The following is a 14,759-nucleotide window of genomic DNA, read 5'->3' as shown; positions in this document are numbered from 1 at the left end:
TAATTATGCGTTTATTTAGATTCTTTGGTCAGGTCCGCCACGAAATGAAAAACGTGACTTGGCCAACTTGGCGTGAAAACCGGCGCGACTCATGGACTGTGATTTCAACGTCGCTGTTCTTCGTGGCCTTCTTCGCGTTATTTGACTGGATTATCCAGTTACTCTTACAAATGCTGACATCTTGGCATTAATGGTTTTTTATTTAAAAATTTGTTATACTATGGTCATTGAAAGAAAACTTCGTCTTGGCGAGGTTTTTTTATTTTGCCGCAAGCTAATATATAAAGGAGTTTAATCATGGTCGAATCTGTTGAAAAAAAGTGGTACGTCTTACACACTTACGCTGGTTACGAAAATAAGGTCAAAACAAACTTGGAATCCCGGGCCCAATCAATGGGGATGGAAGATAACATTTTCCGGGTGGTTGTTCCTGAAGAAGAAACTCACGAAGTAAAGAATGGTAAGGATAAGGTCGAAATGAAGAAGGTCTTCCCAGGCTACGTCCTCGTTGAAATGGTAATGACCGACCAAGCTTGGTACATCGTGCGAAACACTCCTGGGGTAACTGGCTTCTTGGGTTCCCACGGTCAAGGGAGTAAACCAACGCCACTGTTGCCAGAAGAAGCGGAACAAATTCTGCACCAATTAGGCATGAGTGCTCGGCATACTGAGTTGAACGTTGAAGTTGGCGAACAAGTAACCATTATTGACGGCGCCTTCTCCGGACTTTCTGGTGAAATTACGGATATCGATAATGAAAAGATGAAACTTAAAGTTAACATCAACATGTTCGGCCGGGAAACGAGTACCGAATTAGACTTTGATCAGGTTGACGAAATTCACTAAGGCGCGTTAACAACGCACCAATGATGGTAAAGAGGTTGGTGATGGACGGTGGTTAACGTCATTTTAGCGTTGCTTAGTCTACTAATAGTGATCATCGTTGGTCGCTTAGCGGTCCGCTTTTGGTGGTATGGTCGCCCCCAGCGCTTGGCGCAACAACCTGCGCCGGCTAATGCGGATGATAGTGCCGTGACGCTGTTTATTCCGGGGTATGCGGGCAACCGCTTCTCGTTTGGCGGGATGCTGCGGCGGTTTGTTATTGCCGGGATTGCGAATAAATCGCTAGTTGTGCTAATTGACCGCCATAACCATTTGCGGGTGAGCGGTCAATTGGATTCATACCGGCCGATGGTGCAGCTGATTTTTGCGAATCCGCGCGCCGCGGTCCGTCAACAAGCGGATGGGGTGCTAGCGGTCGTTAAGTATTTAATGACCCATGAGCACGTTCAAACAATGAACCTGGTCGCCCATTCAATGGGCGGGGTGGTTTTATTTCAATATTTGACCGGCGCGGCGAAGCGGGTTAACTTACCGGAAGTGCGCCGCGTGGTGACGATTGGGGCCCCGTTTAACGACCACGAGGTGGGCATCAACACCCACCCAATCGAAAATCACCCGCTAACTGCTGCGGGGCCGACCCAAACGACCCCGGTTTACAATTATTTTTTGCGGACGTTGCAACGGCTGCCGAATACGATTTCGTATTTAAACATCGCCGGTAACATCGGGGATGCCGCGCAGAGTGATGGGGCGGTTGCGGTTAATAGTGCTTTATCCCTAAGGTTTTTATTACCAACCACCCGAACGCAATACCAAGAGTTTATTGTGCACGGCAAAAATGCGCGGCACTCACGGTTGCACGAAAATTACGACGTTGATCGGCGCATCGCCCAGTTTCTGTACCCGCAATTAGGAACGGAAAAAAACGCTTGATGAGCAATAATAGATGTGGTAGAATGCTAAATGTGCGTCACGTATGCACGTTTACGTGGGAGGAGCAAAAACTCAGCTCCATTTACCACATCACGGACTAAGGAGGAATGTCTCGTGGCTAAAAAAGTAGCTAACGTTGTTAAATTACAAATTCCTGCGGGCAAAGCAACACCTGCTCCGCCAGTTGGCCCAGCATTAGGTCAAGCAGGTATCAATATCATGGGATTCACAAAGGATTTCAATGCTCGTACCGCTGATCAAGCCGGTATGATCATCCCCGTTGTGATCACGGTGTACGAAGATCGTTCATTCGACTTCATCACTAAGACCCCACCTGCTGCCGTTCTTTTAAAGAAAGCTGCTGGTGTTGAAAGTGGTTCCGGTGAACCTAACACGAAGAAGGTTGCAACTGTAACCAAGGATCAAGTTAAGCAAATCGCCGAAACTAAAATGCAAGATCTAAACGCAGCTGACGTTGAAGCAGCTATGCGCATGATCGAAGGTACTGCTCGTAGTATGGGATTCACTGTCGAAGGCTAATTCACTACTAATCGAGTAAGTCGGACACTTCATCAAAATGAATGTGTCAAGTGGGAGGAAATCTCCGTTTGAACCACATTTGCAAGGAGGAAAACACTTAGATGGCAAAGAAAAGTAAACAATACCAAGAAGCCGCTAAGCTCGTTGATCGTGACAAAGCTTACGATGTAACGGAAGCGGTAGACTTGGTCAAAAAAATGGATTTCGCAAAGTTTGACGCAACCGTTGAAGTTGCATTCAAATTGAACGTTGATACAAAGCAAGCCGACCAACAACTTCGTGGCGCGGTTGTCCTTCCTAACGGTACTGGTAAAGAACAAACCGTTATCGTATTTGCGAAGGGTGACAAGGCTAAGGAAGCTGAAGCTGCCGGTGCTGACGTTGTCGGTGACGACGACTTAGTTGCACGGATTCAAGACGGTTGGTTAGACTTTGATGTCGCAATCGCAACGCCTGACATGATGGCCAAAGTTGGTCGTTTAGGGCGGGTTCTTGGACCTAAGGGCTTAATGCCTAACCCTAAGACTGGTACGGTTACGATGGACGTTACCAAAGCCGTTAGCGACTCAAAAGCTGGTAAGGTGACTTACCGGACTGACCGCGACGGAAACGTGCACGTTCCAGTTGGTAAGATCTCATTTGATACGGACAAGTTAGTTGGTAACTTCAAGACCATTCAAGATACCATCGTTAAGGCTCGTCCTGCATCAGTTCGTGGGACTTACGTCCAAAACTTGGTTGTTACTTCAACCTTTACTCCAGCAGTTCGGGTTGACTTAGCATCATTTTAAGGATAATTATTTAAAACAATTGACCCCGTAGGTAATCTGTGATAGATTACTAGAGGTTAAGTTATATCTCTACCTAAGACTCAGGCGGCCATCACGGCCTTAATTAATTACCTGCCGAGGACATTGTTTTTTCTCTATGTCTTGGTGGACATAGGGATTTTTTTATAAATCCCTGAACCAAAATTCTGGGAGGTGAATCTGTTGAGTAAAGAAACGATTGCTGTTAAAGCAAAAGAAGTCGAAGAAGTTGCAGAACAATTAAAGAACTCCGTTTCAGCGATTGTCGTTGATTATCGTGGTTTGACAGTTGAAGAAGTGACTGATTTACGTAAGCAATTGCGTGAAGCTGGCGTTAAGATGCGCGTTATCAAGAACAAGATCATGGTACGTGCAGCTGAAAAAGCTGGTTACGACGACTTAAAGCCTGTTTTTGCTGGTCCTACTGCCGTTGCCTTCTCCGAAGAAGACCCAGTTGCTCCTGCTAAAATCTTGGCTAACTTCGCGAAGACCGCTGAAGCCCTTGAACTTAAGGGTGGGATGATCGAAGGTAAAGTTGCTAGTCTTGAAACTGTTCAAGAATACGCTACGATGCCATCACGTGAAGAATTGTTGGCTACGATTGCTAACTTGTTACAAGCACCTGTTCGTAACGTTGCATACGCTGTTAAGGCGGTTGCTGAAAAAGGCGACGAAGACGCAGCTTAAGCTGTTGGTGTAAAAAAATAAAACTAATATAAGTTCATATAAAATGGAGGAACAAAAAATGGCTTTTGATAAAGATGCTATTATCGACTCATTAAAAGAAGCTTCAATTTCAGATTTAAACGACTTAGTTAAGGCTATCGAAGACGAATTCGATGTCTCAGCTTCAGCTCCAGTTGCCGTAGCCGGCGCTGCTGGTGGCGACGCTGCCGCTGCTAAGGATTCATACGATGTTGAATTAACTGAATCCGGTGACCAAAAGGTTAAGGCTATCAAGGCTGTTCGTGACATCACTGGTCTTGGCTTGAAAGACGCTAAGGGTCTTGTTGACAACGTACCTTCAGTTGTTAAGGAAGGCGTTTCAGAAGACGAAGCCAACGATATCAAGGCTAAGCTTGAAGAAGTTGGTGGTGTTGTTACCCTTAAGTAGTCTTCTACTTAACGTAACAATATCTAACCGGGTATTCCGTTGTAATGACGGGATGCCCGGTTTTTTTGTGCGCTCATTTTTGATTTTTATTTTGCGGCCGGTTCAATTAACGTCCGCAACGTCTCAATAAACAACTGGCCCACCCGCGGCAACGGGCGCTCCTTACTCCAAATTAGGGTGACCGGATCACGCAACGCCGGCGTGAGTGGACGAAAGACTAACTGGGAATGGGCGGTCGTATCGATTAAACCGTCGTAGGTTAACGCCATGCACGCACCGGTTTCAACTAACAGGCCAGCGTTGAAGATTAGGTTGTAGCTGCCGACGTAGTTATACTGACTCGTTAGGCCGTTACTCCATTGCTGAAAACGCTGGTTATTCGCGGCTTGCCGCGAAGTCAGTAACGGGCGCCCCAGTAAGTCAGCCGGCGTAATGGCGCTTGCGGTTGCGAGTGGTTCATCCCGGCGCATGAGTAGCCCCCACTGATTAGTCGTGGGCAACTTTAAGTGGTGATAGTTTGGGTAGGGCTTAGCCTCCAGCATGAGGGCGAACTCTAAGTTACCCTGGTCAAGCTGTGCCAGTAAGCTGAGGGCGTCGCCGCTTTGCAGGTTGACGTGAACGGCGGGATACTGGCGGCGGATTTGCTGAATTGCCGTCATGATTGGTTGAACGGCACGGCTCTCACCGGCGCCGATGTCGAGGACGCCACTAAACGTTTCCTGTTGTTGCAGATCGCGGGTCGTTTTATCGACTAAGTGAATGATCTCGGTGGCCCGGTCTAATAGGTAGTAACCGTCCTCAGTTAATTTAAGCCGCCGGTTACCGCGAACGAATAGTTGGGTGCCAAGCTGCGTTTCGAGATCGGCAATTTGGCGTGAGAGGGCTGGCTGCGAGACGTGTAAGCGGGCCGCTGCGTGTGAAATATTCTGTTCCTGAGAGATGGCAATAAAATAGCGTAAGACGCGAACATCCATGGCTATTCCTCCTAGCATAATTAAAAGTAATAGTTACCCATTTTAAATGAGTATTTAACATTATCATAGTGGGCCCGTATACTAGTGTCAATCAGAAAGAAATGGGGTGGAATAGGTGACGAAGCAATTAGATTTAAGTAGCTCGGCCTACGAAGAAATTGACCAAATTGTGGGTCGTAACCAAGCGTTAGTTCAGAAATTGAATACGGGAGTGCGTTCAGCTGATGAGGTTCGGCAGCGAGTGAGTGAAATCACCAATGAGACAGTTGCCGCATCAACCGAAATTCGCTTACCATGGACAACTGACTTTGGCCGCAATATTCATCTGGGTGAGCGGGTGTTCATCAATAGTGGGGCGACTTTTGTTGATCTTGGTGGAATTTATATCGCGGATGACGTTTTGATTGGCCCGAACGTGACAATTGCATCGGTCAGCCACCAAATGGCGCCGGCGAAGCGACGCAACTTAGCGTTAGCACCAGTCTATATTCAGCGCAATGCTTGGCTGGCAGCCAACGTAACGGTGACGCCCGGGGTGACAATTGGCGAGAATGCGGTCGTGGCGGCCGGAGCGGTGGTGACCCATGACGTTCCGGCTAACACCGTGGTGGCGGGAATGCCCGCGCGGGTCGTCAAAACAATCTCAACTACGGAAGACTAGATAGTTGACTTAAAGTACACTTTAAGACGTATGATGAATCTAAATATAATCGATTATAAAGGAGTTAATTGGATGACTATTTTTGATGAAACTTTTAAAATGAATAACGGTTTAACGATTCCCAAATTAGCGTTGGGAGTTTGGGAAATTCCTGATGATCAGGTTGCCCAAGCAGTTGAAGCAGCCGTTCAAATTGGCTATCGTCACATTGATACCGCCCAAGCGTACGGCAATGAACGCGGCGTTGGCGAAGGCGTGCGTAAAGCTGGTGTGGCCCGCGACCAACTCTTCGTTAACTCGAAAGTTGCCGCTGAATTAAAGGATTATGACGCTGCCAAGCGCTCGATTGACGAAACCTTACAAAATATGGACCTCGATTACTTGGATATGATGATTATTCATAATCCCCAGCCGTGGAACGAAGTTAATCAGTCTAACGACCGCCACTTTGAAGGAAACTTGGAAACTTGGCGAGCCATGGAAGACGCCGTTAAGGCTGGCAAGTTAAAAACGATTGGTGTTTCTAGCTTTAATCAAGCGGACCTTGAAAACTTGATTAAGAACAGTGCTACCAAGCCGGCCGTTAATCAGGTGCAAATTCATATTGGTGAGACCCCAATGGACATTATTAAGTATTCGCAGTCACAGGGGATCGTTGTGGAAGCCTTCTCGCCCGTTGCGCACGGTGTGGCGTTGAAGGACGAGCGCATTAAGCAGATGGCAGCTAAGTACCACGTCAGCGTGCCTCAGCTCTGCATTCGCTACGATTGGCAGTTGAACGCCGTTGTGTTGCCGAAGTCAGCTAATCCCGACCACATGCGGGCAAACGCGGAAATTGATTTTGAGATTTCGGCAGCTGACATGCAGACCCTCGAAGCTATTGATCAAATGGATTACTCTGGTGTTGACCAGTTCCCAGTTTTCGGTGGCAAACTTTAATAAAAGACGCGTAACCACAAGCCCCACTAATTTACCGGGGCTTGCGGTTTTTGCGTTCTTTACCGCGGTAGCGGGTCGTGTTAGTGTCAGTAATGCATAATGGGAAGTTGATTAGTTGAGCTTTAAGCTCTGATTAAACCTCTCGTGATTAGTTGTATAAATGGGGGAAGATTGCGATAATAAGGACAATCAAATTACTGGGGGAATTTTTTTGAAGGCAAGTTTACGAAAAATAGGAGCGGTGCTAAATAAACGGATGGGGATTATCAAAGCCCTTTTCGTCTTTTCCGTCCTACTATTTGTGATTACGGAAGTTGGTAAGATTGCGAAGGAAGTCCGGGGCGACCAACTTGCGACCGCTTTGGCGTCCCAGAGCTGGTGGCATTTATTAGCCTTACTAATCGTCGGTCTAATCGCGGTGACGCCAATGCTGACCTATGACGTGATGATTACAAAGTTCTTGCCGAATCACTATTCCCGCTGGTACGTGTTAAAGGCCGGCTGGATAACTAATACGTTTACGAACATTGGCGGCTTTGGCGGGGTCCTGGGTGCTTCGCTCCGGGCTAATTTCTATAATCGGCACGCCACTAAAAAGCAGATTGTTTTCGCTATTTCGAAAATCGCGCTGTTTCTCGTGTCGGGGTTGTCAATTTATTGCATGATTTCACTGGTACTAGTTTACGGATTTGGCATTGGTCAAATGTACGGTAGCTACTGGATCTGGCTCGTCGGCGGCGCACTATACTTTCCCGTTATTTTCATTTTTACACGGGTCAACGATTCCGCCTTCTTTGACGGTCTGACCCTCGGTAACGTTGTCCGGTTACTGAGCGGTTCGTTTGGGGAATGGACGGGGTGCGTCCTCTTCTTCCTATTAATTGGGAACTTTATGGGGTTACCAATTGACTTTGCCGCGGTCGTCCCACTCTTTGTGATTGCGTCGGTCGTGGGGGAAGTTTCAATGGTTCCCGGTGGGATTGGTTCCTTTGACGTTTTCATGATCTTTGGGCTCGCCGCGGTTGGGGTTTCACGCCCCGATGCGGTTGCCTGGCTATTATTCTACCGTCTGTTTTACTACATTATTCCGTTTGCGATTGGGTTAGCGCTTTTTATTCACGATACCGGCCACCGCTTCAACGTTCGCTTAGAGGGCGTTCCCAAGCAGGCCTTGCAACGCTTTGCCCAGATTGCGTTAACGGTCTTTTTATACGCTTCCGGGCTATTACTACTGATGATGTCGACGGTCCCCAACTTTGCCTATAATAATAAAATCTTTTTGCAATTGTACCCGTACACCTTCTTCTTTATCAACCAGGCCAGCAGTATTATCATGGCCTTCCTGTTAATTGGGGTTGCCCTGGGAACGGCCGGGCGCGTTAAGAAGGCGTTTTGGCCCACGGTAATTGTGTTGTTTGTGGCGATTTTAAATACACTGCGCTGGTTATTCGTGTACGATGCCATTTCCGCAAAGTTTGTCATCTTTTTAGTGGTGATCTTGGGATTAGTCGCCCTCTCACGCCGTGCCTACTACCGCGAACGGTTAGCCTTCTCCTGGGGGCAGATGTTGTGGGTGGGCTGCGTTTACGTCGTGACGTTCATCCTGTATACGATTGTTGGAGTTTATAACGCCCCACAAATTCACCACCGGCACGCGATTCCGGCCGCGCTCTTTTTCCCATCCCAAAAGTTATGGGTCTTTGGCGTGATTGGCTTGGTTTTAGCGGCAATGATCGTGGTGATGATGTACCGTTACTTTGCCGGCGGGCACCATCCCCGTATCGGGCAACCCATGATTCCCAAACGGGTTCAGCAGGTTATCGACACCTATGGTGGAAATGAAATATCGCATTTAGCCTATTTAAATGATAAACAAGCCTACTATTATCAGGTTGCGGGGAGCGACCAATTAATTTTTCTGTATCAGCAGAAGGCCGATAAGCTGATCATTATGGGCGAACCGTTTGGCAATCAGGATTACTTACAGCCGGCGCTGGAGCAATTCATGGACGACGCTGACAGTGACGGTTGCTCGCTAGTCTTCTACGAAATTAACGAAACGTTGACGATGCGCTTACACGAGATGGGCTTTGACTTCATCAAAACGGGTGAAGAGGGCCACGTACGGCTAGCCGACTTTAGTTTAGCTGGTAAACGTCTTCGGGGTGAACGGGCCTTGATGAATAAGTTCAAACGCGACCAGTACGAGTTTCGCGTGCTCCACCCCCCATTCTCAGCGGCCCTCATGGCTGAGTTGCGCGCTGTTTCGGATAGTTGGCTCGCTGGTGAAACGGAGAAGGGCTTTTCACTGGGGTTCTTTGACGAGGACTATTTGAACCGGGCGCCAATCGCAGTCGTTTATAACGCGGAGCACCAGTTAGTGGCCTTTGCCAACATTATGCCGCAGGGAAACTCGCAGGTGATGTCCATTGACTTGATGCGCTCAAGTACGGCTGCCCCATCTGGTATTATGGATACAGTTTTTGTACACTTGTTTGAGCAAGCGCGTGATCAGGGCTATGAGACGTTCAATATGGGGATGGCCCCGTTGTCGGGGGTGGGCGTTTCCCGTTATAGTTTCTTTGAGGAAAAGATTGCGCACCTCATTTATGAATATGGCTATCAACTCTATGGTTTTCAGGGGTTGCGGTCGTACAAAGAAAAGTACGTGACCGAGTGGGCGCCGAAGTACATTGCGTACCGTAAACGCAGCTCGCTGATCTTTACGGTGCTCCAATTATTGCAAGTTGTAAATAACCGGGTACACCGCCGTGAACGTAAAAACGGCTAAAAATAGCTTAATGAAAACACGCCTGCCAGTAAAATGGCGGGCGTGTTTTTAATGGTTCTAAATACCTAATTAGTGTATTTATTAGGTAAAACGTGTTGGAAATTTTTAAAGCCGGTGAAAATTTCATCGAGGTTATGACCGTTAATGAATAGGTCGAGGTTGGCTGCCGGGGCAAAGCCCAACGTGGTACTCTTTTTCAGCATCGCCACCAGGTCATCATAGAAGCCGTTGATGTTGTAGAGTGCGATTGGTTTTTGGTGAATATCCATTTGGCTCCATGAAAGCATTTGGATGAATTCTTCAAAGGTTCCAAAACCGCCCGGCAAGACGATGAACGCGTCGGCTAAGTGCAACATTTTTTCCTTGCGTTCCGTCATGGTCTTAGTTTCTACGAAAGTCGTTAAGCCGTCCTGAGCGAGACCCCGTTCGACTAAGAAGCGCGGAATAATGCCAATCACGCGACCGTTAGCGGCCAAAGTAGCCGTTGCAACTTTTCCCATTAGGCCGTGGTCGCCACCACCGTAAACGAGTTGGTAGTCGTGGTCGGCAAGGTAGGTCCCCAGTTCGATTGTTTTTTGACCGAACGCTGGGTCTAATCCAGAGTTTGATCCACAAAACACACAAATATTATGCAATGACATATTAATTCCCCCAGTGTTTGGGCGTTACCAGTAAAAAGCGGATTTCAAGAGGGCTTGAAATCCGCTTTTAAGGCTATCCGCCACAGTATTTATTAATTATTTGGATCGTCAGGCTCACCAATATCATAGTCGGTATCCTGCATGGCTTCAACTTGACCTAATCGATAACCGTTACCAACTTGTGAGAAGAAGTCGTGGTTGGAGGTCCCAGTTGAAATCCCGTTCATAACGACCGGGTTAACGTCTTCCGCAGTATCTGGGAAGAGGGCGTCTTGGCCAAGGTTCATGAGCGCTTTGTTAGCGTTGTAGCGACTAAATGTCAGCACGTCGTCGGACCAACCAATTTGATCGTAGACTAAGTGGACGTAGTTTTCTTCGTTTTCGTAGAGCTTATACAAGAAGTCGAACATCCAGTCCTTAAAGGCCGCTTGTTCCTTTTCAGAACGTTGTTTAAAGCCTAATTGGAACTTGTAACCGATGTAGGTCCCGTGGACACTTTCATCCCGTAAAATCAGCTTAATAATTTCCGCTACGTTTGGTAATTGGTTATGCCCCAAGTAGTACAGCGGGGTGTAAAAGCCGGAGTAAAACAGGAAGGTTTCAAGAAAGACGTTGGCCACCTTTTGCTTCAACGGGTCTTCATCGACGTTTGCATACAGTTTATAGATCCACTGGGCCTTATTTTGAAGGTATTCTTCACTATCACTCCAGTCGAAAATCTCGTTAATTTCATCTGGCGAATTCAACGTTTGGAAAATCGTGGAGTAGCTCTTAGCGTGCACGGATTCCATGAATTGAATGTTATTTAAAACGGCCGTTTCGTGAGCGGTTAAAACGTGTTGCCGCAACGCTTGCATCCCATCTTGGGATTGAAGGGTGTCTAGCAAGGTGAGGCCGCCGAAGACGTGACCAACGACCCAACGGTGGTCGTCGTCTAGGTCGCGCCAATCGCTTAAATCATTGGAAACGGGAATCCGCGTATCCAACCAAAATTGTTCGGTCAGTTTTTCCCAGGTACTTTTGTCGATTGCGTCTGAAACTTGGTCCCAGTTAATGGCTTTATAGTTGCCATCACTGAGTAATTTTTGGTAGTAAGCCAAATCTGTTGCCATGGTTATTCCTCCTAGAAATCGGGTCCTAAATTACGCAGCTTTCACATTCGTTGACGCCGACTTCGCCGTCATCGTCGGTAAAGGTCCGGATATAGTAAATTGATTTGATGCCCTTACGGTAAGCGTAGTTCCGCAAGATGTTCAGATCCCGGGTCGTCATTTTATTCGTTCGGCCATCTTTCCATTCATATAGGCCAGCTGGAATCGTCGAACGCATGAAGAGGGTCAGGCTCATCCCTTGGTCAACGTGCTGTTGAGCGGCTGCGTAAACGTCGATCACTTTGCGCATGTCCGTATCGTAAGCTGACTTATAATAACTTATTGTATCATTTGACAGGTACGGAGCGGGATAATAGATCTTACCAATTTTCTTTTCCTGCCGTTCTTCGACCCGGTTGATGATCGGGTGCAAACTGGCCGTTGTGTCATTAATGTAAGAAATTGACCCGTTAGGCGCAACTGCCATGCGGTTCTGGTGGTACAGGCCGTCTTGCATGACAGCCGTTTTGAGTGCTTGCCAGTCCGCTTTGCTTGGAATCGCGATGCCCTTGAAGAGTGCCGCGGTTTCAGGGTATTTTGGTTGCCAATCTTGTTCGACGTACTTATCAAAATAGGAGCCGTCTGCGTAGGCCGACTTTTTAAAGCCAACGAAGGTGGTGTGGCGTTCCTTCGCAATTTCATTGGAAGCCTTTAAAGTCCAGTAATTTAATAGTAAGAAGTAGATATTTGTGAAATCAACGGCTTCCTTGCAACCATATTCAAGGTGGTTCTTAGCAAAGAAAGCGTGGAGCCCCATCGCCCCTAAGCCAATCGTGTGCGCCTGATTGTTGCCCTTTTGAATTGAAGGCACGACGTCCACGTTGGAGTGGTCCGTCACGAAGGTCAGTGCCCGAACCATGGTTTCTACGGAATGACCAAAGTCGGGGGACTTCATGAGGTTGACGATGTTGGTGGAGCCTAAGTTACAGCTAATATCGGTTCCGAGTTTTTCGTAGTGTTGTTGATCATCAATTAATGATGGTGTTTGCACCTGCATGACTTCGGAACAGAGGTTACTCATGACGATTTTTCCGTCGATTGGGTTGGCGCGGTTAGCCGTGTCGATATTAACGACGTATGGGTAACCAGATTCTTGTTGCAGTTTACTAATTTCGTTTTCGAGGTCGCGGGCTTTCAGCTTCGTTTTGCGGATGTTCGGGTTCTTGACCATGTTGTCGTATTCCTTAGTAATATCCACGTAAGAAAATGGCACGCCGTATTCACGTTCAACACCGTACGGGCTAAACAGGTACATGTCGGCATCGGCCTTAATGAGTTCGTAGAACTTATCGGGGACCGTGACGCCTAGGGAGAGCGTTTTAAGCCGAATTTTTTCATCGGCGTTTTCTTTCTTAGCCGAAAGAAAAGCGATGATATCGGGATGGAAGACGCTCAAATAGACGACGCCGGCCCCTTGGCGTTGCCCTAACTGATTAGAGTAGGAGAAACTGTCTTCCAAAAGTTTCATAACGGGGACGACCCCGCTAGCAGCCCCGTCAATGTGCTTGATTGGATCACCGGCCCCGCGCAAGTTGCTCAGGTTGATCCCAACCCCACCACCAATGCGAGAAAGCTGGAGGGCGGAGTTAATCGTCCGGCCAATGGAATTCATGTCGTCAGTTGATTGAATGAGGAAGCAGGAAATAAGTTCTCCCCGTCGAGCCCGGCCCGCATTTAAGAAACTTGGCGTTGCGGGTTGGTAGCGTTGGTGGACGATTTCATCGGCCAGGGCTAACGCTAAGTCCTCATTACCGTCCGCGAAGTCTAGTGCGTTCATTGCGACCCGGTCGATAAAGTTTTCGAGGTAGTAATCGCCGTCATCCGTTTTGAGGGCGTATTGGGCGTAGAACTTGTACGCAGCCATGAAAGTTTTAAAGTGGAAGTCTTGTGAACGTAAATAAGCGTAGAGTTTTTCGATGAAGCTTAGGGAATACTTATCCAGCATCGACGTTTCTACGTAATCGTGTTCGCGTAGATAATCAAACCGAGCTTGTAAGCTATCAAACGTCATGGTATTCGGCCGAACGTTTTGGTCAAGAAACGCCTCTAGGGCTTCTTGGTCCTTGTTCAACGGGATCTGGTTGTTGACCGGAATGTTAATCTCATTGTTTAAGTCGTAGTACGTGACGTCTTTCAAATCTTTTAAGGTCATGAAGTCTCCTCTTTCTATCAATAATGTGACGACGGGCGAACTAAACGAACGACCCACAATCAGTTAGGTACGATTGATTGTGGGTCGTTTATAAATAGTCCGTGCAAAGCTTGGTATGTAAGACGCGCAACCCGCGCCGTTGACATTAAACGGCCAGTTGCTTTAAAGCGTCGGGACGAAAACCAGTGATACTTGCTTCCCCGCTAACTTCAACGACGGGAACTGCGTGGAATCCTTGGTTTTTTAAGTAGTCGACATACTCTGGGTTCGTGTTGATATTCTTTTCCTCAAAGGCTACGTGGTGGGCAGCGAGGAACTTTTTAGTCATTTTGCATTGCATGCAGTTATTCTTAGTAAAGACGGTTATTTTTTTCATTGTTGATCACCCTTAATTCGTTTTTTCAATAATCACAGTATACAACATCGGACGGAAAAAACAATTAAAAAACACAACATCTGGGGGCTGTAAAAAGACAAAAACCACAAGATGTTGTGTTGCTGACGGGCGTTTAACCGCGTTCAAAATTGTTTTAAAATTATTGTTGTTCTTTCTAAGAATCAGTTATCATAGATGTAGACCAGAAATTAGAGGAAAACAAATTATGACCAACTATTATTATACACACAATCCGGATATTGTGCATGATGAAAAGCAATGGAATTTTGAACTTTACCACCACCAATTTCAGTTTACGACCGATAACGGCGTCTTCTCAAAGCGGACGGTCGACTACGGGTCGCGGACACTATTAGCAGCCTTTGATCCGCGTGATTTACCAGCGGGGCCGTTTTTAGATTTGGGGACCGGTTACGGGCCAATTGGGATGGCGTTAGCCTACCAATCCCCGGAACGCCAAGTCGACATGGTCGATGTTAATGAACTGGCACTAAGCTTAGCACGGCGGAACGTTGCGTTGAATCAACTCACAAACGCGACCGTCTTTACGTCCGATTGCTACGACCAAGTGACGGCGACTAATTACGCGGCGATTGTTACGAACCCCCCAGTTCGCGCGGGCAAGCAAGTGGTAGCTGCAATGCTGACGGGGGCGTTAACGCACTTGATGACCGGCGGTACGCTGACGGTCGTTTTGCAAAAAAAGCAGGGGGCGCCTTCCGCGAAGAAGTTAATGCAGGTGACCTTTGGCAATTGTCAGGTAATTAAGAAGGACAAGGGGTATTACATTTTGCAAAGTGTGAAGGAGGGGTAG

Annotated in this window: 16 protein-coding genes and 1 other annotated feature; of the genes, 11 read left to right on the top strand and 5 right to left on the bottom strand. The window is 47.4% G+C overall.

Features of this window, described 5'->3' with window-relative positions; all coding sequences use genetic code 11:
• The first annotated feature begins 5 nt into the window (after positions 1 to 5).
• From secE to rplL, 7 genes are all read left to right on the top strand, one after another.
• Positions 6 to 191 carry a preprotein translocase subunit SecE gene (gene secE, locus FFM79_RS07630; protein WP_137642879.1) on the top strand — a complete coding sequence of 62 codons (186 nt, stop codon included), beginning with the start codon at positions 6 to 8 and terminating at the stop codon, positions 189 to 191.
• A 106-nt stretch (positions 192 to 297) separates the two neighbouring features.
• Complete coding sequence (gene nusG, locus FFM79_RS07625; RefSeq protein WP_137642878.1) at positions 298 to 846, top strand: transcription termination/antitermination protein NusG; 549 nt, start codon at positions 298 to 300, stop codon at positions 844 to 846.
• Positions 847 to 894: 48 nt separating this feature from the next.
• Positions 895 to 1,776, top strand: coding sequence for an alpha/beta hydrolase (locus FFM79_RS07620; protein ID WP_137642877.1), 882 nt, complete (start codon positions 895 to 897; stop codon positions 1,774 to 1,776).
• Positions 1,777 to 1,890: 114 nt separating this feature from the next.
• Positions 1,891 to 2,316 carry a 50S ribosomal protein L11 gene (gene rplK / locus FFM79_RS07615; RefSeq protein ID WP_003640942.1) on the top strand — a complete coding sequence of 142 codons (426 nt, stop codon included), beginning with the start codon at positions 1,891 to 1,893 and terminating at the stop codon, positions 2,314 to 2,316.
• A gap of 101 nt (positions 2,317 to 2,417) precedes the next feature.
• Entirely contained in the window at positions 2,418 to 3,107 is a 690-nt protein-coding gene (gene rplA, locus FFM79_RS07610; RefSeq protein ID WP_137642876.1) for a 50S ribosomal protein L1, read from the top strand.
• Between the two features lie 54 nt (positions 3,108 to 3,161).
• Positions 3,162 to 3,279: a sequence feature (ribosomal protein L10 leader region), on the top strand.
• Between the two features lie 29 nt (positions 3,280 to 3,308).
• Positions 3,309 to 3,812 carry a 50S ribosomal protein L10 gene (gene rplJ / locus FFM79_RS07605; protein WP_137642875.1) on the top strand — a complete coding sequence of 168 codons (504 nt, stop codon included), beginning with the start codon at positions 3,309 to 3,311 and terminating at the stop codon, positions 3,810 to 3,812.
• Positions 3,813 to 3,870: 58 nt separating this feature from the next.
• Entirely contained in the window at positions 3,871 to 4,239 is a 369-nt protein-coding gene (gene rplL / locus FFM79_RS07600) for a 50S ribosomal protein L7/L12 (protein WP_125070607.1), read from the top strand.
• Positions 4,240 to 4,325: 86 nt separating this feature from the next.
• Here the strand turns inward: rplL and FFM79_RS07595 are convergent, their stop codons facing one another.
• Positions 4,326 to 5,213: a LysR family transcriptional regulator gene (locus FFM79_RS07595; protein WP_137642874.1), complete on the bottom strand. Its 888-nt coding sequence runs from the start codon at positions 5,211 to 5,213 to the stop codon at positions 4,326 to 4,328.
• A gap of 115 nt (positions 5,214 to 5,328) precedes the next feature.
• On the opposite strand from FFM79_RS07595, the gene FFM79_RS07590 reads away from it, so the two are divergent.
• The 3 genes from FFM79_RS07590 (at position 5,329) to mprF (ending at position 9,604) form a co-directional block, all read left to right on the top strand.
• Entirely contained in the window at positions 5,329 to 5,874 is a 546-nt protein-coding gene (locus FFM79_RS07590; protein ID WP_137642873.1) for a DapH/DapD/GlmU-related protein, read from the top strand.
• Between the two features lie 72 nt (positions 5,875 to 5,946).
• Positions 5,947 to 6,813 carry an aldo/keto reductase gene (locus FFM79_RS07585; protein ID WP_137642872.1) on the top strand — a complete coding sequence of 289 codons (867 nt, stop codon included), beginning with the start codon at positions 5,947 to 5,949 and terminating at the stop codon, positions 6,811 to 6,813.
• A gap of 211 nt (positions 6,814 to 7,024) precedes the next feature.
• Positions 7,025 to 9,604, top strand: a complete 2,580-nt coding sequence (mprF, locus tag FFM79_RS07580) for a bifunctional lysylphosphatidylglycerol flippase/synthetase MprF (protein WP_137642871.1) — start codon at positions 7,025 to 7,027, stop codon at positions 9,602 to 9,604.
• Positions 9,605 to 9,669: 65 nt separating this feature from the next.
• On the opposite strand, the gene FFM79_RS07575 is transcribed toward mprF, so the two are convergent.
• From FFM79_RS07575 to FFM79_RS07560, 4 genes are all read right to left on the bottom strand, one after another.
• Positions 9,670 to 10,245 (bottom strand): LOG family protein, encoded by a 576-nt coding sequence (locus tag FFM79_RS07575; protein ID WP_137642870.1) that lies wholly within the window; start codon positions 10,243 to 10,245, stop codon positions 9,670 to 9,672.
• 92 nt (positions 10,246 to 10,337) lie between these two features.
• A complete protein-coding gene (nrdF, locus tag FFM79_RS07570) occupies positions 10,338 to 11,357 on the bottom strand; it encodes a class 1b ribonucleoside-diphosphate reductase subunit beta (RefSeq protein WP_137642869.1) in 1,020 nt (339 codons plus the stop codon).
• Between the two features lie 25 nt (positions 11,358 to 11,382).
• On the bottom strand, positions 11,383 to 13,548 hold the full coding sequence (gene nrdE / locus FFM79_RS07565) for a class 1b ribonucleoside-diphosphate reductase subunit alpha (protein WP_137642868.1): 2,166 nt from the start codon (positions 13,546 to 13,548) through the stop codon (positions 11,383 to 11,385).
• Positions 13,549 to 13,693: 145 nt separating this feature from the next.
• Positions 13,694 to 13,924, bottom strand: a complete 231-nt coding sequence (locus FFM79_RS07560; protein ID WP_137642867.1) for a redoxin NrdH — start codon at positions 13,922 to 13,924, stop codon at positions 13,694 to 13,696.
• 226 nt (positions 13,925 to 14,150) lie between these two features.
• On the opposite strand from FFM79_RS07560, the gene FFM79_RS07555 reads away from it, so the two are divergent.
• Positions 14,151 to 14,759 carry a class I SAM-dependent methyltransferase gene (locus FFM79_RS07555; RefSeq protein ID WP_137642866.1) on the top strand — a complete coding sequence of 203 codons (609 nt, stop codon included), beginning with the start codon at positions 14,151 to 14,153 and terminating at the stop codon, positions 14,757 to 14,759.

Origin of the sequence: Lactiplantibacillus modestisalitolerans, assembly GCF_005405425.1 — a bacterium.
GTDB lineage: Bacteria > Bacillota > Bacilli > Lactobacillales > Lactobacillaceae > Lactiplantibacillus > Lactiplantibacillus modestisalitolerans.
This window is presented reverse-complemented; position numbering and strand designations above follow the sequence as displayed.